The organism is Methanothermobacter sp., from assembly GCF_049720995.1.
Lineage (GTDB): Archaea > Methanobacteriota > Methanobacteria > Methanobacteriales > Methanothermobacteraceae > Methanothermobacter.
The window spans coordinates 98,483-124,904 of the sequence record NZ_JBNASF010000001.1 but is presented as its reverse complement, the minus strand read 5'-3'; the positions used below and the strand labels follow the sequence as shown (position 1 = coordinate 124,904).

Genomic DNA, 26,422 nt, shown 5'->3' with positions numbered 1-26,422 from the left:
TGGTAAGGTTATATAAAACAATAGGGAGATTTAAGTTTATCAATTTCAGGGAGGATTATCCGATGAAAATACTTGTTGTGGGAACAGGAGCAAGGGAACATGCCATATGCAGTGCGCTGGCAGATGAGGCAACAATATACTCTGTGATGGGTAACAGGAACCCCGGTATATCAAGGCTTGCCAGTGAATTCATGGTTGCTCCTGAGGTTGACACAGAAAGTGTGGTCAATTTCGCATCCAGTAAGGGTGTGGACATGGCGTTCATAGGTCCAGAGGCACCCCTTGAGGCCGGGCTGGTCAATGCCCTTGAGGAAGCAGGAATACCATCGGTGGGGCCCACCAGGGAGGCTGCCAGAATTGAGACAGACAAATCATTCATGCGCAGACTCTTTGAAAGTTACAGTATCCCCGGTTCAATAACCTACCGTGTCTTTGATGACAGGGATGAACTCAGGGAGTTCATGGATAACTTTGAGGGGGAGACTGTAGTAAAGCCAGTGGGACTTACAGGCGGTAAGGGTGTTAAGATAGTCGGTGAACACCTCCAGGACAACTCAGAGGCAATTGAATACGCATGCCAGGTAATAGATAATCGTATAGGCGGCCATGCAAGCGTTGTTATAGAGGAAAGGGTTGTTGGGGAGGAATTCACTGTCCAGGCCTTCTCTGACGGCAAGCGTATCGTGCCAATGCCTGCTGTACAGGACCACCCGCATGCATATGAGGGTGACCAGGGCCCGATAACAGGAGGGATGGGTTCATACTCAGACTCAGATGGGCTTCTACCATTCCTAACACGGAAGGACTATGATGAAGCAGTTGAGATAATGCAGAAGACAATCGATGCAATTAAAATGGAGGCAGGACAATATAAGGGGGTTCTCTATGGACAGTTCATGCTCACAGCCGACGGACCGAAACTCATAGAGTACAATGCACGTTTCGGAGACCCTGAGGCAATGAATGTCCTCCCACTCCTTGAGTCCAGCATGCTTGAGATCTGTGAGGGAATCGTGGACGGAAACCTCAGGGGGGCAAGTTTCAGGAACCTTGCAACGGTCTGCAAGTACCTTGTACCCCATGGGTACCCTGATAAGGGGGTCGCAGGATCTGAAATAAGGGTTGAAGAGGATAAGATAGAGGACATGGGGGTTATAACGTACTATGCAGCGGTTAATCAGGAGAACAGCACAATATACACCTCTTCATCCAGGGCACTTGCACTGGTGGCCCTTGCAGAGGACATATACTCTGCAGAGGAGCTCTGTGAGAATGCCACGGGCCACGTGAAGGGAAGGCTCTACCACCGGAGAGATATAGGTACCAGGGAGCTTGTTGAGAAGAGGGTGAAGCACATGGAGGACCTCCGGTCCTGAGGAGTTGGGCAGATGAGGCATCTTCTATCTGCATGCGATATGGACGACGTGGTGGCACTCCTTGACCTTGCAGATGACTACAAGGCAGGGAAAGTCACAGGGAAGGTCCTTGAGGGCAGTACCCTTGCAATGATCTTTGAGAAATCATCAACACGAACCAGGGTATCCTTTGAGGTTGGGGCCTCCCAGCTGGGTGCACAGCCCCTCTATCTATCCGCATCAGACCTTCAGCTTGGAAGGGGAGAGCCAATAGCGGATACAGCAAGGACCCTCAGCAGATACGTTGACGGAATCATGATAAGGGCCATAAGGCATTCAGACGTGGTTGAACTTGCATCAGAGTCTTCTGTGCCTGTTATAAATGGACTTACGGATCTTGAACACCCATGCCAGGCACTGGCTGACATGCAGACTGTGAGGGAGAAACTGGGGGACTTCAGCGGTAGACTGGTATTCGTTGGGGATGGTAACAACGTCTGCAACTCACTGCTCCTCATAACAGCAATGCTGGGGATGGACATGGACGTTGCCTGCCCCCCAGGCTATGAACCCGACCCAGAGATCACTGAAAGGGCAGAGAAAATCGCCAGAAAAACCGGTTCAGAATTAAGGGTGCTCCATGATCCTAAGGAAGCTGTTGATGGCGCGGATGTTGTCTACACCGATGTCTGGGTCAGCATGGGCTATGAGGAAGAGGCGGATGAACGCCTCAGGGTATTCAGGCCGTACCAGGTGAACTCAGAGCTCATGAAGCTGGCATCCAGGAATGCCATATTCATGCACTGTCTTCCAGCTGTGAGGGGGCAGGAGACAACCTCTGATGTCATCGACGGGCCGCAGTCAGTTGTATGGGATCAGGCAGAAAACAGGCTACATGCACAGAAGGCGATAATGCACTGGCTCATGGGTTGAGAGTGTTGATGATGCACTCTTCAGATGATGAATGCATGATAAAGAGCTTGAGGATGTAGGGGGTCTCTTTATCCAACGCCCCACTGACCATGCCAGCCTTCCGGTACATTTATTTGCCACCGGGAATCCTTTTTTCTGAATACAGTTCAAGCAGCTGAAAAATTGATTCACATGGTCTCAGGGGCATGTATACCCAGAAGACCCAGGGCATTTCTGATTACGATTCTAACAGAATCAACTAGCCTCAGCCTCGCACCCTCAAATTCAGACCCGATGACCGGCGTGGATCTGTAGAAACTGTTGAAGGCATTCGCAAGGTCCTGCACGTACTGCGCCACTGGGTGGACCCTCCTTGCCATCGCAGCATCCTCAACAACCACAGGGAAACGGGCAAGGAGACGCACAAGTTCCCTTTCATCCTCTTCAGGTTCCCAGCCGTCTTCAATGTCCTCATCACCCTTGAAGGATGCCTTCTTGAGGAGTTTGCATGCCCTTGCATGGGCGTACTGTATGGATGCACAGCCCCGTTCAAAGCTGAGGGCCTCATCCCACCTGAATACAATATGCTTCTCGGGTGACAGACGTGCTATATAGTACCTTATGGCCCCGTTGCCGATGGCCTCAGCAATATCATCTGCAACTTCATCTGGAAGTTCTCTCCTCTTCTTAACCTCTCCAAGTGCCCTTCTGTGGGCCTCGTCCATCAGTTCATCCACTGATATGAAGACGCCCCGCCTTGTGGACATTGAGCCCTCGGGGAGTGTTATGAACTCATAGAATATGACCTCTGGCTTCTTACCACCAAGGAGATCCACAGCGATTCCCACCTGCTCTGCTGCAAGTTTATGGTCGGATCCAAGGACGTCGATGAGAATATCACCTTCACGGGATTTCTGGAGATGGTAGGCTATGTCCCTTGTTGAGTAGAGGGATGTTCCATCTGAACGTGTGAGTACAAGCTCCTTTTCAATGCCAAAGTCCTCAAGGTCAAGGTAGAGGACCTCATTTTCATGGGTGAGCCCTGTTTTCCTGAGGGATTCTATAACCTCACCAACAGTTCCATCCCTTACCAGTTCCCCCTCCCATACAAACCGGTCGTGGCGGACATGGAGCCTCCGCATGGTCTCCTTCATCCCATCGAGGCAGTAATCAACAACCTCCCTGAAGGTCTCACCGTTCTCACCGACCTCGTATTTCCTCAGGAGTTCATCAACCTCGTCCTTTATACCCGGATCCTCCTCGAGTTTCCGGTTAACCTCCAGGTAAAGCCTTCCAACCCTGTGGTCCTTTTTATCTCCGGGGTAGTCATCCAGGTTTCTCTGGAGGTTCAGGAGACCCCAGACTATCATGGCTATCTGGCGCCCCATGTCATTGACATAATACTGGGTTTCAACCTGGTATCCTGCCTTTCTGAGTATCCTTGCAAGTGAGTCCCCGATGATGGCATTCCTTATATGCCCTATGTGCAGCGGGCCGTTGGGGTTTGCAGAGGTGTGCTCAAGGATTATCTTCTCACCCCTCTCTGGATGGGACCCGTACCCATCATCCATGAGTTCAAGGAGTTTTCTTGAAAGCTTTCCATAATCAACAAAGAAGTTTATGTAGGGCCCCTTTGATTCGACGGCCTCAAATATCTCATGATTTTCAATAACAGACATTATATCGGAGGTTATCTCCATTGGAGGCCTTTTGAGTTCACCTGCAAGTTCAAAGGCCACCGTGCATGCAAGATCCCCCAGCTGGGGGTTTGGTGGTTCCTCCAGTTTGATCTCTGAGGGTACTGGTAGCTGGAGCTTCTCAAGCGCTCCGGTTATTGAATCCCTTGCACTGTTTTCAATGTATCTGAACAATTTCCTCACCTGCCTTCAGAGTCCCTTAAGCCAGAGTGTTATGTAGCCCACCTTGGGTATTATCAGTGGATTTGAACCCACCGTTATGACCCTTGCCTCGACCTGTGGGGGATACACAGGTGCAGGGTCAGGTGATGGGTTGTTGTCACCCTTTGTGATGTAATATTTCTCGCCTTTTTTATCCTTTTCGACGGCTATAACTCTGTGTATAACTGGCTCGGGGAACCATGTGGCGTCATAGATTATTATGTCACCCTTCTGTATGTTTTCAGGGTTCAGTTCTTTTATGCCGAAAAAGTTGCTCTTTTCGATTATCACTATGTCTCCCCTGTAGAACACTGGCTCCATGCTTCCTGATACAACCACGTTCATGTGCTGTGATGCAACAACAGCAAGTAAGAGGAGGAGAATGTATGCTGCTGCTTCAACCCATTCCCTTTTATCATCGCTCATGATTACACCCATCATCTTAAAATGGCACCTGTATCTGCTGAACCTGCAAGTTTTCTGTAGCGTGCAAGCCATCCCCTAACGTGGCGTTCCGGTTTTTCTGCAGATTCAATTCTTCTTTTGATCTCGTCTTCCGTCAGATCAACCTCAATTTTTCTTGAGGGTATATCTATCCTTATTGTGTCCCCATCCCTCACAGCTGCTATGGGCCCATCCTCCATTGCCTCGGGGGAGACGTGACCAACGCATGGCCCCCTGGTACCCCCTGAGAACCTTCCATCGGTTATAAGGGCCACCCTTTCGAGCCCCATACCCGCAATTGCAGAGGTTGGGTTCAGCATCTCCCTCATACCAGGGCCACCCTTGGGTCCCTCATACCTTATGACGATAACATCTCCCTCGGCTATTTCTCCACTGAATATTGCCTCAACACATTTGTCTTCACTTTCAAATACCCTGGCCGGGCCCTCATGGACAAGCATATCATCTGCAACAGCTCCCTGCTTCACCACAGAGCCCCTGGGTGCCAGGTTACCCCTGAGTATGGCGAGGCCGCCTTCCCTGTGGACCGGGTCATCCAGGGGTCTTATAACTGTGGTGTCCCTCACCCTGGCATCTCTCATGTTCTCAGCGACGGTTTTTCCTGTGCAGGTCATGCAGCTGGTGTTGAGGTGATCCCTGAGGGTTTTCATGACGGCCTGTATTCCCCCGGCCCTATCAAGGTCTATCATCATATGCTCACCTGCAGGTGAGATCGATGCTATGTGGGGTATTCTCCTGCTCAGCTCATCAAAGACATCAAGGTTGATGTCCAGGCCCTCTATCTCAGCTGCTATGGCCGGGATGTGAAGTGTACTGTTGGTTGAACCTCCAAGTGCAAGATCAACCATCACAGCGTTCTCAAAGGCCTCCCTGCTCATTATCCATGTTGGCTTGAGGTTCTCATTCACCATCTCCACTATCCTGTAACCTGAGAGCCTTGCAATCTGCCTCTTTTTTGAGCTTACAGCATGTGCCGTTGCGCATCCAGGGAGGCTCATACCCAGGGCCTCTGTGAGGCAGGCCATGGTGTTGGCTGTGAAGAGCCCTGCGCATGAACCCGGGCCGGGACAGGCGCATCTTTCGAGCTCGGCAAGTTCATTCTCACTCATTTCACCTGCACTCACGGCGCCTACACCCTCATACACATTTATGAGGTCAACCTTTCTTCCCTGGAATTCCCCGGGTAGCATGGGGCCGCCGGTGACCACTATTGATGGTATATCAAGTCTTGCAGCGGCCATTAGCATACCGGGGACTATCTTATCACAGGTTGGAAGAAGGACAAGTCCGTCAAGGGCATGGGCCTTTGCCATGCTCTCCACGGTATCTGCGACTATCTCCCTTGATGCAAGGGAGTACTTCATGCCCTCATGGTTCATGGCTATACCGTCACATATGGCCATGGTGTTGAATTCAAATGCAACTCCACCTGCAGCGTTTATTCCAGCCCTGACCTCATCTGCAAGTTCTCTGAGGTGCAGGTGGCCTGGCACGATATCCGTGTAGCTGCTGGCTATTCCTATGAATGGCTTTTCAAAGTCCTGGTCTGTCAGACCACATGCTCTGAGGAGGGATCGGTGGGGTGCCCTCTGTATTCCCCTCTTTATGGTATCACTTTTCATGGAATCACCGTTATTATCATCACCCGGATTATTATTAATTATCATGGAATAAATAATATTAATTTAACTGTCATATATTATAACATGGATTTCCCGGTAATTAAGTTTTTGATAGCCCTGGCCCTGGGAGCCCTGGTGGGTATTGAGAGGGAAAGGAAGACAGGGGGGACAGAATTTGCAGGTATAAGAACATTCATCCTGATATCACTCATGGGGGCCCTTTCAGCGTATCTATCAGGGATTTTTTCCCTGATGCTCCCTCTTGCCTTTCTGGGTCTGGTTGCCATAGTATCTGCAAGCTACATCGTGAGCACAAGGGATGATGGGGATATAGGGATAACTGGGGAAGTTGCAGCGTTTATAACTTTTATTCTAGGTGCAATGTGCTTTTCAGGTGATTACAGGCTTGCAGCAATGCTTGCAATCATTGTAACGGCGCTCCTTGCCCTTAAAAGGTACATTCACATTGCTGTAAGGAGGATAAGCGAGAGGGAGATGATAGATACAATAAAATTCCTTGTAATAGCCTTTGTGATTCTCCCGCTTCTTCCGGATACACCACTTGGCCCGTGGGGGGTCTTCAACCCCTATCAGGTGTGGCTGATGGTGGTGTTCATATCAGCGATAAGCTATGCGGGTTACATTGCAATGAAGATAGCAGGCCCGGATAGGGGTCTCAGCGTCACCGGAATAATAGGGGGTCTGGTGTCGAGTACGGCTGTGGTTACGGCGATGGCAGGGCGTGTGAGGGAATCTGATGACCTCATGAGGCCGGCTGTATTCGCTACGGTTGTTTCAAGTTCAATGATGTTTTTCAGGATACTGCTGGAGGTCTCTGTCATAAACCCCTCACTGATGGGGTACGTTGCACTTCCCCTGCTTGCCATGGGGGTAACCGGGATGGCTCTGGGTGTTCTGTTCATCAGGTCACCATCAAAGATTGATCAGGATATTAAAATCGAAAACCCCTTCTCTGTTAAGCCTGCACTCATATTCGGGGCGATTTTCATGGTTATCCTATTCCTGTCCAAGGCTGCGAACGTTTACCTTGGCCGTGGAGGTGTTCTGGCAGCTGCTGTGATCTCGGGATTTGCAGATGTGGATGCCATAACTGTGAGCATGTCTTTACTGGCAGCGGGGGGTTCTGTAAGCTCTTCAACAGCCGCAACTGCCATAACCCTCGCTGGAGTCTCAAACACAATTATAAAGGGTGGAATAGCCTTGGCACTTGGCACAAAAATGTTCGGGAAAAGGGTGGGGACCCTCTTCCTTGTCATTGTGGGCACCGGTCTAGTGGCGGTTGGCCTTATGGGGATCTAGTTATTCTGGATTTCAGGGCTGTTGGAACCTGTCCTATTGAATCCACCACGCACTCATGACCTTATCATGGTGAGGAGCATCTTGAAGGGTTTCACCGCCATCACCGCATGGGGCTCATTGGCTGGCATTATTATCATCTCACCTGCAGCCACACGGTTCTTCTCCCCGCTTATTGTAATTTCTGCCTCACCCTCGATCACCTGGACCATGGCATCGAATGGTGCAGTGTGTTCACTGAGACCCTGACCACTGTCAAAGGCAAAGAGGGTCACAGTACCTGCATCCTTCCTGATGATCTCCCTGCTCACCACCGAATCTTTCTGGTGGTCAATCAGTTCATTCAGTTTCAGAACCTTTCCCCTGAGTTCCATCCAATCACCCGAGCATCTTCCTGATATCTTCTTCAGGGTCACCTATTGGTGTGAGTTCATAGTTATCAACAAGCACATTTATGATGTCATCGTTGGCCCATCCAGGCAGTATGGGACCTATGTACATGCCCTTGAGGTTCAGTGATAGGAGGCTCCACAGTATTGCAGCGGCCTTCTGTTCCATCCAGCTGAGGACTATGCTGAGGGGCAGCTCATTCACATCCATATTGAAGAGGTTGCTAAGCGCCTCCACAAGCTCCACTGCAACTATGGAGTCGTTGCACTGTCCCAGGTCTATGAGCCTGGGGATCCCCTCGATGTCACCCAGGTCCATTGAGTTGAAACGGTACTTGCCGCAGGCCAGTGTGAGAACAACCGTATCCTCAGGGAGCCCCCGCACAAATTCAGTGTAGTACTTTGCCCTGGGGAGTGGTGAATCGCAGCCGCCAACAAGGAAGAACCTCCTGATTTTACCCTCCTCCACAAGTTCCTCTATTTTGTCTGCAAGTGATAGGATTGTTGAGAGACCGAAACCAGTTGTGAGAGTGGTGGCCTCCTCCTCTTTAAGGGGTGGAAGTTCAAGGGCCTTCTCTATCACAGGACTGAAGTCGTAGCCCTCTACATGTTCAACCCCCGGAAGACCGGCAACTCCACAGGTGAACATCCTCTCCCTGTAACTGTCGCGTGGAAGCAGCACGCAGTTTGATGTTCCGAGCACAGCAGCAGTATAGCGTGAGAAGGTCTCCCTCTGGTCGAACCATGGTCCTCCAAGCTGCCCTGCAAGGTGCGGGTACTTCCTCAGTCCAGGGTAACCGTGGGCTGGAAGCAGCTCTGAGTGGGTGTACACGTTCACACCTGTACCTTCGGTCTGCTTGAGCAGCTCTTCAAGCGCCTTCAGGCTGTGACCTGTTGCTATTATGGCGGGACCCTCAAGGGCACCCACCCGGACTTCTGCGGGTTCAGGTTCACCATAGGTGTCTATGTGGGCCTTCTTGAGGAGTTTCATGGTCCTCAAGTTCATTTCACCAGCCTCAAGGGCGAGGCTTACAAATTCATCTGCATCGAAGTTCACGTTGGTGAGTGTTGAGTAGAATCCCCTCTCAAGGAATGCATCCACCACCTCATCGGTGTACCCAAGTTCCCTGGCATGGTAAAGATAGGCTGAAATGCCCTTTATAGCAAATAGAAGGTTGTCCTGGAGTCTTGCCACTGTCGCTTCCTTTCCACAGACTCCCTTTACTGTGCATGCCTTTCCCCGGACTGTCTGGGAGCACTGGTAGCAGAACATGTCTATATCCTCTGGCCTCACGCGCCTCACCTCGCCCCTCAGGGGTTCAAACTGGTCCTTGCCCACGTTGCAGACCGGGCAGAGCCAGTCATCTGGAAGTTCTTCAAATGGGGTCCCTGGTTTTATGCCTGATCTGGGGTCACCCACATCAGGGTCATATATGTAATCACATACCTTGCAGCGGTACTTCATTTCAATCACCATATTAAAAATTGACAGGAAATTATATATAGGTTTTGTCACTATTTGAGTATAAAATGTAACACTAGAGGTGTCTGTTTGGAGAGGAAGGTGAGGAATGCACTTAGACTCATGGGACTTACGGACTATCAGGCAGCTGCATACAGTGCAATGGTTTCACTGGTATCTGCAGGTGCATCAGAGGCTGCTGAGGCCTCAGGAATCCCGAGGTCGAGAATCTATGAGGTTCTGAGGCAGCTTTCAGACAGGGGATTTGTGGAGGTGGAGCGCGGCAAACCCCTCAGGTACCATGTGGTTCCCCCTGCAGATGTTTTCAGGAGGGAGAAGAGGAGAATAATGAAGGAACTGGATGAGGCCATGCACCAGCTCAAGCGGACCTACGAGGACCAGGTTGCGAGGGTGCCGGCCCCGGTATGGCTCATACATGGACAGGAGAAGATAATGAAGAAGGAACTTGAGATCATATCAAGGACCAGGTCCGAACTCAAAATGAGAATGGGATTCATCTTCAGGGGTGAGCTGAGGGAGCTGCGCCCTGCACTTGAGAGAATAGTGGATAGAGGTGCTGATATAAGGATAATGGCACCTGCAGAATTTGATCTGCCCTGTGAGGTGAGGGTCATGAGCATGCCTCCTGTTCGGATGTTTGTGAGGGATTCAGCTGAGATGATGTGGATATTCTCCAGGTTCACCCCTGAGGGATCACCGATACCTGAGACTGCAATTGGTATATGGAATCAGTACCCTGAGATAGCAGAGAATTACTCGAGGATATTTGACAGCATATGGTATGGGAAATCATATTGGGGGGCAGGAGCTATCTAGAAACACCATTTATGCAGATCTGGCGGATCTTTCCCAGTGACTCACTGCAGTATTGTGGATTCCTTTACAGCTACTGTGTACATGATAGGCAATATTTAAAAACCTTCGCCCTTAAAACAATAACATTATATTATTCTTACAAGGTGATGGCATGAGGATACTGTTAATTCACTCTGATTACCTGGAATACGAGACAAAGAACAAAACAGGGATAGCGGAGGAAATAGCTGAAGATAAAATGCAGGGACATTTCTCCGAGTCTCTTGTGGTCTTCACAGCGGTGGAGGCTGAGGATGAGGAGAACCCAGATTCGGTTATTGAAAATGCGGTAAATGAAATAGTAAGGGTTTTTGGTGATGTTAAGGCTCATAATGTGGTTATATACCCATATGCACATCTCAGCTCATCACTGAGCTCCCCTGAGACAGCCCGCAGGGTTCTTGAGGGCATGGAAGAGACACTGAGGGAGAGGGGACTTGAGGTCTCAAGGGTCCCCTTTGGCTGGTACAAGGCATTCAGAATATCCTGCAAGGGCCACCCACTATCAGAGCTCTCAAGAACCATAAGGCCGGAGCCCATAAAAGAGGAGGAGGAATCAGAGGAATCAGAGTGGTTCATACTCCATAAGGGCCAGAAAATCAGACCTGAAGAATTTGAGTTCACCAGCAGGGACCTTGAAAACCTTGTGAAGTATGAACTGGGTGAGCTTGAATCATCCGGTGAGGAGCCACCACACGTTAGAATCATGAGGGAGAAGGGACTGGCGGATTATGAACCGTCAGCCGATGTGGGACACCTCAGATGGTACCCCAGGGGAAGGCTGATAAGGGATCTTCTTGCAGACTACGTTTACATGCTCGTAACCAGTGAGGGGGCAATGCCGGTTGAGACCCCCATAATGTACGACCTTGAGGACGAGGCCATAAGGGTCCATGCAGAGAAATTCGGTGAAAGGCAGTACAGGATGAGGAACAAGAAGGAGCTCATGCTGCGATATGCATGCTGTTTCGGGGCCTTCAGGATACTTTCAGATTCGTTTCTCACGTGGAAAAATCTTCCAGCATCAATATATGAACTCTCCACCTACAGCTTCAGGCTTGAGAAGAAGGGTGAGGTGGTTGGCCTCAAAAGGCTCAGGGGCTTTACAATGCCCGACCTTCACACGGTATGCGCCGACCTTGAACAGGCCCTCAATGAGTTTGCAGGTCAGGTGGAGATGTGCATGAAGACAGGCGATGACCTCCAGGTGAACTATGAGGTTATATTCAGAGCCACCAGGGATTTCTATGAGAATTACTCTGAGTGGGTGCACTCAGTGGCGGATAGGATAGGGAAACCGATACTCCTTGAACTTCTACCATCAAGGAAGCACTACTGGATTGCCAAGATGGACTTCGCAGCCATAGATTACCTTGGAAGGCCAATAGAGAACCCAACGGTGCAGATAGATGTTGAAAGCGGTGAAAGATTTGGTATAACCTATGTTAACAGTGATGAGGAGGAGATGAACCCCATAATCCTCCACTGCAGCCCAACAGGGAGCATAGAAAGGGTTATATGCAGCTTGCTTGAAAAGACGGCCATTGAGATGGATGAAAAACCACCCATGCTACCTGTGTGGCTTTCACCGACACAGGTACGGGTGCTTCCCATTGCCGAGCGCCACCTTGAATTTGCAGAGTCCCTTGTATCAGAGATGACGGCAAATGATGTGAGGGCGGACCTTGACGACAGAGCAGAGACCCTTGGTAAGAAGATAAGGAACGCTGCCCAGGACTGGGTACCCTACGTGGTGGTTGTGGGTGACAGCGAACTTGAGGGCAAACTCACTGTTAACATCAGAAGCACCGGTGAAAAGGTTCAGATGGATCTCAATGAGCTCATTGAACTCGTCAGATCAGAGACCCAGGGAATGCCCTTCAGGAGACTTCCCCTCCCGGCCAGACTTTCAGAGAGAATCAACTTCTAAAAATTTTTTTAACACGTTTTATTATAAGTTATAACTTATAAGATATAATTTATAAGTTCTAAATTCTAAGTTCCAAGTGATCATCCTAAATCAGTCTGATGGTGATTCAATGGGAGAGATAATTTCAATCATAAACCAGAAGGGGGGCTGTGGCAAGACAACAACGGCAGTGAACCTCTCAGCAGCCCTTTCACTCCTTGAGAGGAGGGTGCTGGTGGTTGACATGGACCCCCAGGGCAACGCAACAACAGGGTTCGGTGTGAATAAATCTGAACTGGACTCAACCATCTACACCGTACTCAGCAGAAAGGCAGACCTCAGGGATGTGATACTGCCCGCAGAACTCCAGGACCTATACCTTGCACCAAGCAACATATCGCTGAGCGGTGCAGAGATAGAACTCAGCAGCGAGATAGGCTACCATGCAATCCTCAAGGAGGCTCTGGGGGACGTCCGGGATGAATTCGACTACATATTCATAGACGCCCCGCCCTCACTGGGGATACTCACACTCAATGCCCTGGTGGCATCCGACAGCGTCATAATACCAATACAGGCAGAGTACTATGCCCTCGAGGGGATGGCCGACCTTCTCAGGACAATGAACCTTGTTGAGGAACGTCTCCAGAGCCCCTGCCCCATAAAGGGGATACTCATAACCCTCTACGACTCGAGAACACGCCTTGCAAGGGACGTGCAGAGGGAGGTTGAAAGGTTCTTCGGTGAAAGGGAGAACATCTTCAGAACAAGGATACCGCGAAATGTACGCCTTGCAGAGGCCCCCAGCCATGGGAAACCATGCATCACCTATGACCCTGAGAGCACAGGTACAGGGGCCTACATGAAACTCGCAGCCGAAATACTGGACATGGAGTGATATCATGACACAGAAGAAGGGCCTTGGAATGGGACTCGATGCACTCATCCAGTCAAGGACAAGGAAGGAAGTGAAGGAGACTGCAGACACGGCACCTGTGGATGTGCAGGTTGAGGCTGTTATAAGGGAGGTTAAACGTAACCCCCGCATAACACTCTGGTCTGCAAGGTCTGCAGCTGTCCTCAGGTACCTGAAAAAGACACAGCCAGAGTTCAGCATAAGCAGGGAGGCATCGGACCTCATAGAAAGGGCGGTGAAGGAGAAGTACCCTGAAATATGGGAAATGTTCTCTGAACTACAGTGAGTTAATCCCTACAGTGAGTCAATCCTTACCATTCCAGCTGCTGAGGGTTGTCTGGGATCCGTCAAGGTATATGAAGGGCTCGGCCCTCCCCAGCCTCACTCCCATTCCCTTAAGGAGATCAGGGGTGAGGTTAACATTTTTCCTTAGTTCAATTATTTTTCTGGCTGACCTTGGTCCTATTCCAGGAACCCTGATGAGTTCATGATAGGGGGCACTCCTGAGGTCCACGGGGAAGATATCCATCTCCATGGCTGCGGCGTACTTTGGATCCACAGAGGTGTCCAGGTAACCACCACTGAACCTCAGCTCATCAACACTGAAATCATAGGACTTCAGAAGGGAGTCTGCCTGATAGAGTCTGAAGACACGCAGGGGATCTGCCTCCGCACGTTTCTCCAGTTCGGTGCCTTCAATGGGCTGAAAACCACTGAAGTACACCCTCTTCAGGGAGTATCTATCGTAGATCCACTTAACACGTTTAACAATATCCTCATCTGTTTCATCAACAGCCCCAACCATCAGCTGGGTACTCTGACCTGAGGGTGCAAGTTCAGGGTGTCTCTTTTTGAACCTGCTGATCCACCTCATTCTTCGCAGGATGTCAACACTGTAGTCCTTGGTGGATGAAAGTTCATCAAGACCATCCCTGGTCGCGGTCTCAAGGTTGATGCTCACCCTACTTGCAAGTTCCATGGCCCTCCTTACAGTGTCCATGGATGAGCCCGGTATGATCTTGAGGTGTATGTAGCCACCATAACCCTCAAGTCTCAGGATTCTGAGTGTCTCCAGGAGCTTCTCCATGGTTTCATCAGGGTCCCTGCTCACACCGGAGCTGAGGAAGAGTCCATCAACATAGCGCCTCTCATAGTACTCAAGGAATATTCCTGCAATTTCCTCAGGCTTCAGTTCAACAGGCTCTTTCTCTGCTCTGTTTATACAGTACCTGCAGTCATTACAGCACCTGTTGGTGAGCAGAACCTTAAAGAGGGGCACCCTGCAGCCCCGGTAACTTGTGTAGTAGATACCAGGCACCGATGGGTTCCGCTGGGAGGGGTCTGCACTCTGGTCGCAGAGGTCAAACTGGGCACTGTCACTCAGAACCTGGACCCTTTCAGCAAGACTCATGTAGAACAATATGTCTGTGGTTCTATAACTAATTTTATCAGGGCCTTGTGGAATCTGCAGTGATTGGATGGAGATGGAATGGATGATCTGAAAGGATTATAATTGATTTTAAGACATTAAATCGACTTAAATTAGATTATAAATTATCAGAAAAGTTTAAAATTTCAAATCATCTGTTTCATGTCCTTATATAAATACGGGTGTTTTTTAACCCGGTTGATCCTCTCAGAATGGCGCCTCTGCACCCCCTTAAATAAACCATCAGAGCATTCGATTTAAAAAACGGTTTAATAGGGCTCTTTTTTTGAAAAAAGGAAACTGTAGTGTCACAGTGATTTAAAGAAGAAATTAAAAGATCACACCCATCACTTCAATTTTTAAAAAGTAATTAGAAGGCTCTGATTGAAAAAAAGAGTTCTTAAACGTCTTATTTTTCAATTCTGAGGCAAAATATTTATATATGAGGTCACAGTTATATTCCTCACATCCAGAGGGAACAGTAAATAATCTTTCTGGATTGGAGGCGGTAAAATTAAGCGACTTTTTATTGCATCTTTATTTCTATTCTCCATAGCTGCAGCGGGCATAACCGCTTCTGAGGCGGAGGATGGAGGAACTGAAATCAGCGCTAAACCCATGAAGGTGGATGCGAAGAAGTATCATAAGAAGTACACCAAAATCAATACAAAGGCATACTATAAAAAGAGAGTCCTCAAAAGGAAACATGTCAGGGCCTACAGACGCACATCAAGGGATGTGGGAGCATCATTCCACACCGTAACCCCGTATTACGTTGAGGCCAGTGGAAGGTGTTCATGTTCACTCCACGGGGATTACAGAGAGCATAAGTCACGATTCAGGAATTACTGCCCATTCTGTGGCAGTCATGGAACACTGAGGTATGAGGAGGGCTCCACATGTCCTGAGGGGATGTGGTTCTGCAGTAGATGCGACGCCGACTTCTGCCTTGTTCATGGAAAGTCACATACATCAAGGGCAAGATACCTTCTAAGATGAAACCCAATTATTTCTGACAAATCCTTTTTTTATTCCGGGAAACCTAAGAAGCTGCGATCCACCAAAATTTAAATAAATGTAGCATCGAGTTTCATATATGAGACTTGTACTTGCAGGGACAGGGAGCGCAGTTGGCAAGACCACCATAGCAACAGGGCTAATGAGGGCACTCTCAGATAGGGGCATTCAGCCCTTCAAGGTGGGGCCGGACTACATAGACCCCTCCTATCACACCATGGCAACAGGAAACATCTCAAGGAACCTTGACTCATTCTTCATGACAGATGCCCAGATAAGGGAGGCCTTCACGAGGGCAATGGAAATATCAGGAGCCAGAATGGGAATAATAGAGGGTGTTAGGGGCTTATATGAGGGTATAAGCGCAACTGGAGATACTGGAAGCACAGCTTCAGTTGCAAAGGCCCTTAAAGCCCCCGTGGTTCTCATAATAAATTCAAGAAGCCTTGTTAAAAGCGCGGCGGCCATGGTACTTGGTTTCAGATCCCTTGACCCTGAGGTTAAAATCAGGGGGGTTATTCTGAACCAGGTTAAGAACAGAAGACACTACCTCAAGACAAAGGAGGCCGTGGAGGAACTCACAGGCACTGAGGTTGTGGGGGGAATACCAAGGAGTGCAGAACTGGAGGTTGAGCAGAGGCACCTTGGACTTGTACCTGCTGTTGAAAGGGAACAGATAGCATCCTACATTGAGAAATGGGGCAGTGCAATGGAGGAGTACCTGGACCTTGAGGCCCTTGAGGATATAATGGCATCTGCAGGGAAAATTGATGGAGACAGGGAACCCCTCTGGCAGAGAGAGAATAAAAGGAAGGTTAAAATAGGGGTGGCATTTGATGAGGCCTTTAACTTTTATTACAGGGAGAACATAGAGGCCCTTGAGGATAATGGGGCATCAGTTGTCTATTTCAGCCCCCTCCATGATGAGGAGCTGCCTGATGTTGACGCGGTATACATGGGGGGTGGCTACCCCGAGGTATTTGCAGAGGAACTCGAATCCAACAGATCCATGAGGATGTCAGTGAGGAAGTTTCACGCAGACGGCAGACCCATCTTTGGGGAATGTGGGGGCCTTATGTACCTGATGAGGTCCATTGATGGGAGTGAGATGTGTGGTGTGTTCCCATACAGTGCTGAGATGACGAAAAATGTCCAGGGACTGAGCTACGTGATCTCTGAGGCGGTCTCTGACAACCTGATAACAGGGGAGGGGGATGTGTTCAGGGGACATGAGTTCCACTACTCAAGGGTCCCAGTCACCGGAGATGCGCGGTTTGCCTTCAGGTTGCTGAGGGGCAGGGGTATAATGGATTCCATGGATGGAATAACCTCCAAATCGGCCCTTGCAAGTTACGTGCACATACACGCAGCATCATGCCCCTCCTTTGCTGCAAACTTCACAAGGAATGCATGGGAGCTCTAGGATGAGGTTTGATATATTCTCCCCCTATTCTGTCATTATAGCACTACTCATATACCTTGTACTTGCCCTTTCAGGGACACTGATGGGCATCAGGGGCCTTAAATTTCCATCAGGAGATTCAATTCTCTATATAGCCCTGGGTGCAGGTATATTCATCCTTGGAGCACACATATCTGGAATGATACGAACAGAAAAACCTTTTAGTCCAGCGAATCCCCGTGAAACGCTCCTGATCCTTCTTGTCACCACAGGAATCCTCCTACAGGTACTGAACCTCTATCTGCTTGGGGGAATTCCACTCCTAAGCGGTCACCTCAAGGCAAGGGCGGTTACGAAGATATGGCTTCTCTCATACATCATATTCCTCCCCTCGGTTAATATGCTTCTTGCAGCTTATCCCAGGAGGATGCACTGTATTCCACTTGTACTTGGCGCCACACTCTTCGCCCTCACAGGGTACAGGACAACAGTTGTTGTTATACTGCTGAGCGGCATCATAACCATCTACTACTCTGCGAGGCCATCCCCCCGTGAGATAGGCCTTCTAATCTCAGCTCTGGCCATTGTGACAGTAGCGGTTGGTTACATTGCTGTTAAATCAATCGAATGGCAGACATGGACCCTCAATCCACTGGAACTTCTCCTCTACAGGGCAGGATACACCCTCATGGTATTTGACAGACTTCTGGAACACCAGGGGGCAACCGGCGGTAAACTCCTCTATTATACCCTGACAGGATATCTGCACTCAACCGATCCACGGGCAATCGTCGGTGAGGCGGTGCTCGGCTACAGGCACTCAACAACATCACTCATATTTGGACCCCCTCTCCTGGACTTCGGGCTTCCTGCAATGCTTATCCAGATGTTCATGCTGGGTCTGATTCTTGGATTCATTCACAGGATTCAGATGGCAGTGAATGGTATCTTCACAGGTCTTTACTCAATAATTCTGGCTCATACGATAATCTGGATTGAAACAGGTCCAACAGACCTTGTGGTCTGGTTATTCTATATGATTTCTCTCATATCAATTCTGTACGTCCTCTGGAGGTGTTACCCTGAAAGTGGCAGTTGCAGCTGAACTTGCACCTGCAAAGACCTTTCATCCCCTGATGCAGGGATCTGAACATGAATACCACTGCCTGTGCCATGGTGTGGGGGTGAGGGAGGTCCTGGGGAACCTCTGTCAGGAATACTATTCCATGGGAACCAGCAGGAGCAGATCAGGAGGCAGGATGGAAATCGCTTACCTTGTTCTGAGGGATATTGCAACCACCTGGCGCCACCTTGGTAGGATAGAACCGGATCTTGTGCTCACATGCGGGAATGCAGGGGATGTGAGGAAGGCCATCGCCGCATCATATCTTCGAGGGAAGGGGGTCCTTCATGTTGAACAGGACATATACAACCCCATTGAAATGATCGCATTTGCAGACATTGTAACCGCACCCTCCACCCGTTACAGGGATTACCTCGAGGATGAGTACCTCCTTGAGAATGTTGAGGTAATAGGGGGCTATCCCCATGCACTCTATGTGAGCCGCCTCCAGATTGAGGACCCCGGTATTGGGAATTACACCCTCCTGGTCCTTGGAGGTGACCTGCGAAAGAGGGATATACCTGACCTCATATCCGGAGTTGAATCCCTTGGAAGACGCATCATCGTGGTACCCTTCCGCTTCAGTCCACATTATGTGAGGAGCCTCGTAGGTTCAGAGAAGACGGAGGTCCTTGAGGGTTTTGTTGATCTGCCATCCCTCATGGCCTCCGCTGACCTTGTAATATACGGTGCAGGAATGGGTCTCACAATCGAGGCTGCGGTGCTGGGTGTTCCAGCAATTAAGCTCCGGGGCTTCCATGAGAGACATGCCAGTGTGGACCTTGCAGGTGAGGTGGGAATACCGGTGGTTGACTCTGCCATCCTGGAAGAGGTGGTGGATGATGTGAAACCACCTGAATCCTCTGGAATTTTGGAGGATGCTGAGCGTGCCGTCAAAAAATTGATGGTGCTCATTGATGATTTCCATGAAATCGCCGGGCCCAGGGGTGGATTGAGATCTATGAGGCGCATCTGGGATGCCCGAAAAGGCTTCAGGTAGCTGATGGATACCATCACCCCCTTAATTCTTCACAGGAGCACCACTCTGGACGATGGTTAATCCATTTCTTAGCTTCTTGTTTGAGCTCTTTTTCATCTGGAGCAAAGCACTGTGGTGCACCTGATTTCATGGGGTTCTGCTCCGCGACACTTCAATCATATACATTTATTAATAACAATTCATAATTTATTATGAACACTGGTATTAAAATGGAGGTTTTTGATATGAAATCGTCTCTGGGTGATGAGGTTATAGTGAGGCAGAGCAGCGGCTACAGCTGTGGCCCGGCTGCGCTTGCCACGGTTCTCAGAAACCTTGGAGTTCACTGCAGCGAGACCGAGCTTGCAGAGCTTGCAGGTACAGACGAATCAGGTACCACGATGTATGGACTGATACTCGCAGCAACCTCAAAGGGATTGAGTGCAAGGGGAGTCAGGATGGAAATATCGGATCTGAGGAGGAACCACATAGCATTTGTAAGGTATGGGGACACAGCACACTACACCGTTGTTCTATCGGTTGATGATAGAAACATCACACTGGCTGACCCTGCCATGGGGAGGATCAGAATAAGGAGGGAGATCTTCTCAAAAATATTCACAGGCAACGTTCTTGTGGTTGAAAGGGAGGAGGATTAATAAATCCGATATTAAATTAAGTGATTAAGATATTAACTATAATTTAAATTTTAATCATGATGATCCCAGAAAGGATAAAAAATATACTACTGGTATAAAAGCTTAATCATAATCTTTAAATCATAAAATACTTAATAAGGTGCAAAATAATAAGATTCTGGTGATCTAATGGTTGTAAAAATTGGTATAATAAAATGTGGTAACATCGGGACCTCACCTGTGCTGGACCTGTTACTTGATGAGAGGGCAGACCGGCCCAACATAGATGTCTGTGTCGTGGGTTCAGGTGCAAAGATGAACCCCGATGAAATCGAAAGGGCAGTACCAACCATGCTTGAAATGGATAGGGACTTTGTTATATTCATAAGCCCAAACCCTGGCGCACCTGGCCCTGCAAAGGCAAGGGAGCTCCTATCAGCGGCTGATGTCCCAGCCATGATTATAGGTGACGCACCCGGCCTCAGGGTCAAGGATGAAATCGAGGAGCAGGGCCTTGGATACATAATAGTAAAAGCCGACCCGATGATAGGGGCAAGAAGGGAGTTCCTGGACCCAACAGAGATGGCATCCTTCAACTCAGACGTTATAAAGGTTCTTGCATTCACAGGCGCATACAGGGTTGTGCAGAACACAATTGATGCAATGATCGCGGATGTTGAAGCCGGAAAGGCACCTGAACTTCCACAGGTTGTAATAGACACAGATAAGGCAGTTGAAGCAGCAGGCTACACCAACCCATATGCAAGGGCCAAGGCAATGGCTGCATATGAGATAGCAACCAAGGTGGCTGACATAGACGTCAGGGGCTGCTTCATGGTACAGGACCCTGACCAGTACATACCAATCGTTGCCTCAGCACACGAAATGCTCTCTGCAGCTGCCAGACTTGCAGTTGAAGCAAGGGAAATCGAAAAGGCCAATGACACCGTGCTGAGAACACCACACGGTAAGGAAGGCGAAACACTTAGCAAGACGGATCTTCTGGCCAAGCCAGAATAGATCTTCAACCACCTTATTTTTTCTTCATGAATGAGCTTTTAATTGATTCTCATCTGTCACCAGGTTCCAGAGTGGGTGTATACTCCATCGTATCATTGCCGGTGGGATCAGTTGAAGGGTTTCGCGGGGTACCTCTGGGTGTATACTCCATCGTATCATTGGTGCCGGGGCATGACTCTCTGTAAATATGTACCGATCAGAATAGAAGGCCAGCCCCAGCTTCAGGATTATACTCTGCTTTATAATTAAGGATAGGTTGGCATCCACACATTCTCTGTGGAGTCTCTACAATCTGCCCTTGGTGCTTGGAATTATATCGTGTTCAACGTGTACAGCGTCCCTCAGTGCAAGTGCAAGTGCCTTGAAGAGTGCCTCGGCCTTGTGGTGGTCGTTACTTCCCCTCACAGATGCGTGGATGTTAATGGCCGCAGAAGCCGCAAATGACTCAAAGAAATGCCCTATATTATCCGATGAGACATCCCCAATCCTGGTACCACTGAACTCAAGTTCAAGTACGGTGTAAGGTCTTCCACCCAGGTCCAGTGCAACGGTGGCCAGGGACTCATCCATGGGGACCATGGCGTGGGCCATCCTCCTTATACCCTTCCCATCACCAAGGGCCTCCCTGAGGGCCTCACCCAGTGTCAGCGCAACATCCTCAACCGTGTGGTGGTCGTCCACCTCCAGATCACCCCTTGCCTCCACCTCAAGGTCCATGAGCCCGTGACGGGCTAGTGATCCAAGCATGTGGTCAAGGAATCCAAGACCTGTATTCACATTTGACCTTCCACTACCATCAAGGTTAAGATCAACCTTAACATGGGTTTCAAGGGTTTCCCTGGTCTTCAGACTTCTTCTCATAGTTATCATCCCTTATGATCCTTATGGCGCCTTCAGGACATTTACTTGCACATATCATGCACTGGTGGCAGAATTCAAGATTTGAGGCCCGGGCAGGGTTCCTCCTGCCTATGGTCCATATCTTGCCCCCCTTGGGACAGGCCTCCCGGCACTCACAGCATCCGGTACATTTATCTGGATCCACTATGATCTTCATTAAATCACCACCAACCCTTCATATCTTAAGAACAGTAACAGCAACAGCCTTAAAACCTGCATATACATCGGATCCAGGGTTGAGATTCAGTTTTCTCTGGGATTCACGTGTTATGCGGGTTTTGAGTTCAATGCCCCCTGTATTGATCCTGACAGTCACGATGTCCCCCTCCAGTTCAAGGCCTGTAACAGTTCCGGGAACCGTGTTCCTCATGCTGGTATCATACCTTTCACCCATGAGCACAATATCCTCAGGGTCAACGAGGAGTATAACCTCATCTCCAGGGGATAACCCCTCAACCATTGGTGCCTCCAGGAGGTGATTTCCCACCCTTATTCTTGAACCATCCCCTGAGATCTCCTCAACAGTTCCCTGGATTTCGTTACTGGAAACCTGCCTTTCAAGGGCCCTCTTTAATTTAAGATACTCAAGAACGACCCTGACGCCTGTTTCTGTGAGTCTGCTACCCCCACCACCCCCCTTTCCACCCCTTCTGGTTTCAACAACCTCTTCACCCAGGAGTTCCTCGAGGTTCCTTATATATGCAAGGGCGCTGCGGTAGGGGATACCCGCCTCCTCTGCTGCTCTGCTTATTGAACCCCTGCTCTGGATTAGCCTGAGAAGTCTGAACCTTCTCTCATCCACAGGGACTTCGGTTCCGTCAATGGCGATTCTGAAGCTGAAGCTCATTATAGAACCTATGGGTCTTGTTCTTTATATTCTTATGCAATCACCTTGCCCAGCGGTCCATAAGATCAGCCACCCTCTTCATGGCTCCTGAGAGGGGGCCCATCCTTGATGCAGACTTCCTCACAAGCCTAACATCCCTCTTCTCAACACCACCTGCAAGGAGGAGGCTCGCACCGTAAACCAGGGGACTGAGGATCATTGCCAGAAGGAGACCCATGATGCTCCGGGGAAGGAGCAGCATGAAAACCCCCATAACCCCTGATGCGAAACCTATCCTGAGAAGTGAGAGGCCCGGGGGCTTCACACCGGTTAGCTCTGAGGTCTTCCAGAGGATGATGGTCATTATAATGAATGCAGCGATTGTTGTTGCAAGGGCCCCCCCCTCTATTCCAAGTAAGGGTACGAGCACAACGTTCAGCGCAAGGTTTATGACAGTTCCAGCAACCAGCACGTACATCGGAAGACGGGGGTACCCTATGCCCTGGGCGATGCTTGAGGATATCATGAAGAGGGTGTAGAAGCTCATCCCAACAACCAGTATGCTAAGGGCCCCTGCCCCTGTGATGAAGTTGCTCCCAAAGAGGAGTTCAAGAAGGGGCTCTGAGAAGACGGCTATGCCAACACACATGGGAAGCACAAGGAGAGTCACGACCCTGTATGACTGCACAATGTAGGTTTCAAGGAGCCTTCTATCCTTGAGGGCGAAGGCCTCTGATGCCGCAGGAAGAACAGCGGTTGCCACAGAAAGGGATATTACAAGGGGGAGCCTTGCAACGGGATCAGCAGCAGTGTAGTATCCCACAGAGGTTGTTGCCATGAACACCCCTATCACAAACACACTTATATCATATATTGCCATCTCGGAGAGGGCGGTGATTATGACTGGGATGGAGAATGAGAGAAGCACTTTCACAAGCCCCAGCTCCTCCCTGATGGTCAGCCTTTTTTCAGGGGGGGCAGGCGGGAAGTAGCTGTTCATCAGCCTTTTGAATATCAGGATCGCTGATATGGCAGAGGCAAGGAAACCCATAGCGGTACCCATAACCGCCCCTGCTGCATAGAAACCGGCCATCACAAGGACAACTGCGAGGGTTATCATGAAAACCTGCTCAACAGCCCTTGTAACCACAACGTACTCCATCCGGTATATACCCTGAAATGCGCCCCTGAAGGCCCCAACTATAACACTGAAGGGTGTTATGAGTGCAACAGCCTGCAGGGGGTACTGGGCCGCTGGTTTATGGAAGAACTGATTTGCAAGCCAGGGGGCTGTGAAGAACATTACCATGGAGAATGCCAGACCAAGAAATATCATGACCTTCAGTGAGGTTACAACAACCTGTCTGGCCATTTCATTCTCCTTGAGGGCCCGGTGCTGGGCCACATACTTGGCTATTGCCGGTGGCAGACCCCCGGCAGCCAGTATCTGGAATATGCCCTGGAATGGGAGTGTCAGTCCTAGGAGTCCATAGCCCTCGGGTCCGAGGAGTCGTGTCATGAGAACCCTGTATATGTAGCCACCTACCCTGAAAAGCAGGTTGCCGATTATTATAAAAAAGCTGCCCTTTAGAAGTTTGGAGGTACCTGAAGACGCCATTGAATCACCGGAAAAATAGATCTGGCAGTGCCTTAAATAAGCCTTTGGGTCATGGTCATATAAAATAAGTAAATTTTATGGGGTCTGGGAATTCAAAAACTTTTTAAACATTTTGAGGGTTTTATCAAGGGTTTTAAAACCGTAGGAATCCTCCTTAACGCCCTCGACTGTGTCCCTTGACCAGAGACACGCACCCAGATTTGCTCCGAAGGACCCCCCACTTACTGGTATTACTCCGTTGAGGATGTAGAAGGTGTGTATCTGCATGAGGGCAGGTTCCTGCCCCCCGCACCTGTCACCACCAACAGCTATACCCATGCCCACCTTTCCCCTTAGGGAGTCATAGTCCTCTGCACCAAGCGCCCGGCAGCGGTCCATCATAGCCTTTACCTGGGCGCTGACGCCACCATTGTAGACAGGGGTTGCAATTATGATTCCCCTAGCCCTCCTCAGGAGGTCGTAGAGGGGGTACATGTCGTCCTTCAGCACACACTCCTTATTCCTGAGGCAGTAGTCACAGTGTCTGCAGGGTGAGATGTTCTTACCCCTCACAGTGAAGAACCCGGTTTCAAGTCCATCATCCTCCAGTGTTTCAAGGGCCCTTTCAAGCACGTAATGTGTGGCCTGTTTTCTGGGGCTTCCACATATACCCACTATCATAATGCAACCCCCTCTTTGGGCATCAGATTGACTCGTCCTCGTCAAGGGGCAGCCTCATGGTGTCTGGGTCCTGGGGCATGTGCTCCAGGAAGTCCTCGGCGGCCCTCCTCACATCCCTTGAGCCTATTATGTACCTTCCAACGACTATTATGTCTGCTCCGCTATCAAGGGCCTCCTGCATCTTGGATGGTGTTATACCGCCTGCAACGGCCACAAGGCCCCTGGGGCCAAGTATATCCTTTATTTCCCTGATGTTGCCCCATTCGCTCATTTCGCCAGTATCCTCTCCACGCTCCGCCCTGAGGGTCTCAAGGTCCACATTCCTGTGGAGAAGGACGATATCTGGCCTGTACCTGAGGCCTCTGAGTTTATCAACGAAGTTTTCAACATTCATCATGTCCAGTATGGAGTATATGCCCTGTTTCTGGGCCTCGTGGATGGCCTTTTCAATGGATTCAACGGTTCCAAGACCTGATATGGCCACTGCGTCAGCCGTTTCATCTGCGGCCATCTTAACCTCTATCCTGCCAACGTCAAGGGTTTTGAGGTCAGCTATTATGAACGCGTCCCTTCGAAGCTCCCTTATCCTGCTTACGACACCGACACCGAATTTCTTGACAAGGGGTGTCCCGGCCTCGAGGAGTATCCTCTCCCTGTTGGGGAGGGCGTCAATGATCCCCTCCATCTCCTCCATGCTGTCAAGGTCAAGGGCAACCTGCAGGTAGGGGGGGTTCCAGAGTCTGACTGCTCTGAAGCCCATGATGGGGTGGCTTCCCCTGTCCTTTTCACTGAGGACCTTCCTGGCTGATGGGTAGTTTTCCATGGCCCTTCTGAGGGCTAGTTTGGTTGCCCCGTAGTTGTACTGGTATATCTTGCGGTAGTCCTCTGCCTCGGGGTGTATGAATACGCTGACAATTACCACGAGGTCCTCAACCTTTTCTTGGGGTATTATTCCCTCCTCAACCGCATCGGCAACTGCACGGGCAACTGCCGTCTGGGCTGGTCCAAAGATCTTATCGGCGTCTTCAAGGCAGCTCACCGTGACCTTGGGTACTATGAGAGTTGCGGGTTTTGTCATGAGGTTGGGCCTTATAACCGATAGAAGCGGTGTGTGACCTAGGGAGAGGCTGGTGAGGCCATTTGCAAATGCGGCCCCTGCGTTTCCCTCCTTATCACCTATGATGAGATCTATATGGGCGACCTCATTGCCGCTTCCTATGAGTGCTTCACCTATTCTGTACAATCTTTATCCTCCTTATACTGTTTGATTTTGAACCGGTGGTTCAGGTTCTTCAGGCACTGTGGTGTTTCCTTCACCGGGTGTTATGTTTTTTCTGGTTCTCTTTGTGATTGTTTTTGTCTTGTTGATGCTGACCGGTGCATTGGATTCATTTGCAAAACTCATATCTGTTGTTGCATTGTCGGCCCAGTCCAGCTGTGTCACGTTCTGTTCCTGCGCCCCCATGTACAGGGCAACATTGAAACCGACCATCAGTGCTATGATAAGGATCATGGCACCGATAACGATGTTCCTGTAGTCCATCAGATCACCTTGATGAGATTGATATAAACTAATTTAGTTTGGGTGATGATGGTATTTATATGTATTGAAGAAGAAGCTGGGGGCCCCTGGCTGAAGCCCGGCTGAGGCTCACATCACCTCAGCCCGCGTCCAGCCTGCTGCTCCTG

Annotated in this window: 26 protein-coding genes; 13 read left to right on the top strand and 13 right to left on the bottom strand. The window is 49.7% G+C overall.

Translation table 11 applies throughout. The annotated features are described in order from the left end of the window. Window positions 1–62 precede the first annotated feature (62 nt). Both purD and argF read left to right on the top strand, forming a co-directional pair. A complete protein-coding gene (gene purD, locus ACPLJI_RS00585; RefSeq protein WP_424730931.1) occupies window positions 63–1,376 on the top strand; it encodes a phosphoribosylamine--glycine ligase in 1,314 nt (437 codons plus the stop codon). 12 nt (window positions 1,377–1,388) lie between these two features. Next, window positions 1,389–2,288 carry an ornithine carbamoyltransferase gene (argF, locus tag ACPLJI_RS00580; protein WP_424730930.1) on the top strand — a complete coding sequence of 300 codons (900 nt, stop codon included), beginning with the start codon at window positions 1,389–1,391 and terminating at the stop codon, window positions 2,286–2,288. Window positions 2,289–2,455: 167 nt separating this feature from the next. On the opposite strand, the gene argS is transcribed toward argF, so the two are convergent. From argS to ilvD, 3 genes are read right to left on the bottom strand one after another with little or no spacing between them, the layout of a single operon-like run. Then, window positions 2,456–4,138 carry an arginine--tRNA ligase gene (argS, locus tag ACPLJI_RS00575; RefSeq protein ID WP_424730929.1) on the bottom strand — a complete coding sequence of 561 codons (1,683 nt, stop codon included), beginning with the start codon at window positions 4,136–4,138 and terminating at the stop codon, window positions 2,456–2,458. Window positions 4,139–4,153: 15 nt separating this feature from the next. Next, entirely contained in the window at window positions 4,154–4,591 is a 438-nt protein-coding gene (locus ACPLJI_RS00570) for a signal peptidase I (protein ID WP_424730928.1), read from the bottom strand. A gap of 11 nt (window positions 4,592–4,602) precedes the next feature. Continuing rightward, on the bottom strand, window positions 4,603–6,252 hold the full coding sequence (ilvD, locus tag ACPLJI_RS00565) for a dihydroxy-acid dehydratase (RefSeq protein WP_424730927.1): 1,650 nt from the start codon (window positions 6,250–6,252) through the stop codon (window positions 4,603–4,605). Window positions 6,253–6,336: 84 nt separating this feature from the next. On the opposite strand from ilvD, the gene ACPLJI_RS00560 reads away from it, so the two are divergent. Further along, the gene (locus ACPLJI_RS00560; protein ID WP_424730926.1) at window positions 6,337–7,572 is read left to right on the top strand and encodes an MgtC/SapB family protein; all 1,236 of its coding nucleotides are present in this window, start codon (window positions 6,337–6,339) and stop codon (window positions 7,570–7,572) included. Window positions 7,573–7,625: 53 nt separating this feature from the next. Here the strand turns inward: ACPLJI_RS00560 and ACPLJI_RS00555 are convergent, their stop codons facing one another. Further along, on the bottom strand, window positions 7,626–7,943 hold the full coding sequence (locus tag ACPLJI_RS00555) for a cupin domain-containing protein (protein WP_424730925.1): 318 nt from the start codon (window positions 7,941–7,943) through the stop codon (window positions 7,626–7,628). A 4-nt stretch (window positions 7,944–7,947) separates the two neighbouring features. After that, a complete protein-coding gene (gene hcp, locus ACPLJI_RS00550; protein WP_424730924.1) occupies window positions 7,948–9,423 on the bottom strand; it encodes a hydroxylamine reductase in 1,476 nt (491 codons plus the stop codon). 87 nt (window positions 9,424–9,510) lie between these two features. Here hcp and ACPLJI_RS00545 point away from each other — a divergent pair, with 87 nt between their 5' ends. The 4 genes from ACPLJI_RS00545 to ACPLJI_RS00530 all read left to right on the top strand — a co-directional run bounded on the left by ACPLJI_RS00545 (window position 9,511) and on the right by ACPLJI_RS00530 (window position 13,407). Further along, window positions 9,511–10,257, top strand: a complete 747-nt coding sequence (locus tag ACPLJI_RS00545; protein ID WP_424730923.1) for a TrmB family transcriptional regulator — start codon at window positions 9,511–9,513, stop codon at window positions 10,255–10,257. A 151-nt stretch (window positions 10,258–10,408) separates the two neighbouring features. Continuing rightward, window positions 10,409–12,226, top strand: coding sequence for a threonine--tRNA ligase (locus tag ACPLJI_RS00540; protein WP_424730922.1), 1,818 nt, complete (start codon window positions 10,409–10,411; stop codon window positions 12,224–12,226). Window positions 12,227–12,335: 109 nt separating this feature from the next. Continuing rightward, the gene (locus ACPLJI_RS00535) at window positions 12,336–13,103 is read left to right on the top strand and encodes a ParA family protein (protein WP_424730921.1); all 768 of its coding nucleotides are present in this window, start codon (window positions 12,336–12,338) and stop codon (window positions 13,101–13,103) included. Window positions 13,104–13,107: 4 nt separating this feature from the next. Continuing rightward, a complete protein-coding gene (locus tag ACPLJI_RS00530; RefSeq protein WP_424730920.1) occupies window positions 13,108–13,407 on the top strand; it encodes a hypothetical protein in 300 nt (99 codons plus the stop codon). An 18-nt stretch (window positions 13,408–13,425) separates the two neighbouring features. On the opposite strand, the gene ACPLJI_RS00525 is transcribed toward ACPLJI_RS00530, so the two are convergent. Further along, window positions 13,426–14,532 (bottom strand): radical SAM protein, encoded by a 1,107-nt coding sequence (locus ACPLJI_RS00525; protein ID WP_424730919.1) that lies wholly within the window; start codon window positions 14,530–14,532, stop codon window positions 13,426–13,428. A gap of 636 nt (window positions 14,533–15,168) precedes the next feature. Here ACPLJI_RS00525 and ACPLJI_RS00520 point away from each other — a divergent pair. From ACPLJI_RS00520 to ACPLJI_RS00495, 6 genes are all read left to right on the top strand, one after another. Continuing rightward, complete coding sequence (locus tag ACPLJI_RS00520) at window positions 15,169–15,549, top strand: hypothetical protein (protein ID WP_424730918.1); 381 nt, start codon at window positions 15,169–15,171, stop codon at window positions 15,547–15,549. A 97-nt stretch (window positions 15,550–15,646) separates the two neighbouring features. Then, on the top strand, window positions 15,647–16,990 hold the full coding sequence (gene cfbB / locus ACPLJI_RS00515) for a Ni-sirohydrochlorin a,c-diamide synthase (RefSeq protein WP_424730917.1): 1,344 nt from the start codon (window positions 15,647–15,649) through the stop codon (window positions 16,988–16,990). A 1-nt stretch (window position 16,991) separates the two neighbouring features. After that, on the top strand, window positions 16,992–18,074 hold the full coding sequence (locus ACPLJI_RS00510; protein WP_424730916.1) for an oligosaccharide repeat unit polymerase family protein: 1,083 nt from the start codon (window positions 16,992–16,994) through the stop codon (window positions 18,072–18,074). Continuing rightward, entirely contained in the window at window positions 18,058–19,092 is a 1,035-nt protein-coding gene (locus ACPLJI_RS00505; RefSeq protein WP_424730915.1) for a hypothetical protein, read from the top strand. Before ACPLJI_RS00510 ends, ACPLJI_RS00505 begins: the two co-directional genes overlap by 17 nt. Before the next feature lie 224 nt (window positions 19,093–19,316). Next, window positions 19,317–19,730, top strand: coding sequence for a cysteine peptidase family C39 domain-containing protein (locus tag ACPLJI_RS00500; protein ID WP_424730914.1), 414 nt, complete (start codon window positions 19,317–19,319; stop codon window positions 19,728–19,730). A gap of 168 nt (window positions 19,731–19,898) precedes the next feature. Further along, on the top strand, window positions 19,899–20,729 hold the full coding sequence (locus ACPLJI_RS00495; RefSeq protein WP_424730913.1) for a F420-dependent methylenetetrahydromethanopterin dehydrogenase: 831 nt from the start codon (window positions 19,899–19,901) through the stop codon (window positions 20,727–20,729). 285 nt (window positions 20,730–21,014) lie between these two features. Here ACPLJI_RS00495 and hisB read toward each other — a convergent pair whose 3' ends face one another. The 7 genes from hisB to ACPLJI_RS00460 form a co-directional block, all read right to left on the bottom strand. Beyond that, window positions 21,015–21,590 carry an imidazoleglycerol-phosphate dehydratase HisB gene (gene hisB / locus ACPLJI_RS00490; RefSeq protein WP_424730912.1) on the bottom strand — a complete coding sequence of 192 codons (576 nt, stop codon included), beginning with the start codon at window positions 21,588–21,590 and terminating at the stop codon, window positions 21,015–21,017. Next, window positions 21,556–21,786: an indolepyruvate ferredoxin oxidoreductase subunit alpha gene (locus ACPLJI_RS00485; protein WP_424730911.1), complete on the bottom strand. Its 231-nt coding sequence runs from the start codon at window positions 21,784–21,786 to the stop codon at window positions 21,556–21,558. Before ACPLJI_RS00485 ends, hisB begins: the two co-directional genes overlap by 35 nt. Window positions 21,787–21,804: 18 nt before the next feature. Then, on the bottom strand, window positions 21,805–22,476 hold the full coding sequence (locus tag ACPLJI_RS00480) for a TOBE domain-containing protein (protein WP_424730910.1): 672 nt from the start codon (window positions 22,474–22,476) through the stop codon (window positions 21,805–21,807). 40 nt (window positions 22,477–22,516) lie between these two features. Then, entirely contained in the window at window positions 22,517–24,073 is a 1,557-nt protein-coding gene (locus tag ACPLJI_RS00475; RefSeq protein ID WP_424741087.1) for a flippase, read from the bottom strand. Window positions 24,074–24,148: 75 nt separating this feature from the next. Beyond that, window positions 24,149–24,733: a flavodoxin family protein gene (locus tag ACPLJI_RS00470; RefSeq protein WP_424730908.1), complete on the bottom strand. Its 585-nt coding sequence runs from the start codon at window positions 24,731–24,733 to the stop codon at window positions 24,149–24,151. A gap of 22 nt (window positions 24,734–24,755) precedes the next feature. Further along, on the bottom strand, window positions 24,756–25,976 hold the full coding sequence (locus ACPLJI_RS00465; protein WP_424730907.1) for a bifunctional 5,6,7,8-tetrahydromethanopterin hydro-lyase/3-hexulose-6-phosphate synthase: 1,221 nt from the start codon (window positions 25,974–25,976) through the stop codon (window positions 24,756–24,758). 12 nt (window positions 25,977–25,988) lie between these two features. Further along, complete coding sequence (locus tag ACPLJI_RS00460; protein ID WP_424730906.1) at window positions 25,989–26,276, bottom strand: hypothetical protein; 288 nt, start codon at window positions 26,274–26,276, stop codon at window positions 25,989–25,991. Window positions 26,277–26,422 lie beyond the last annotated feature (146 nt).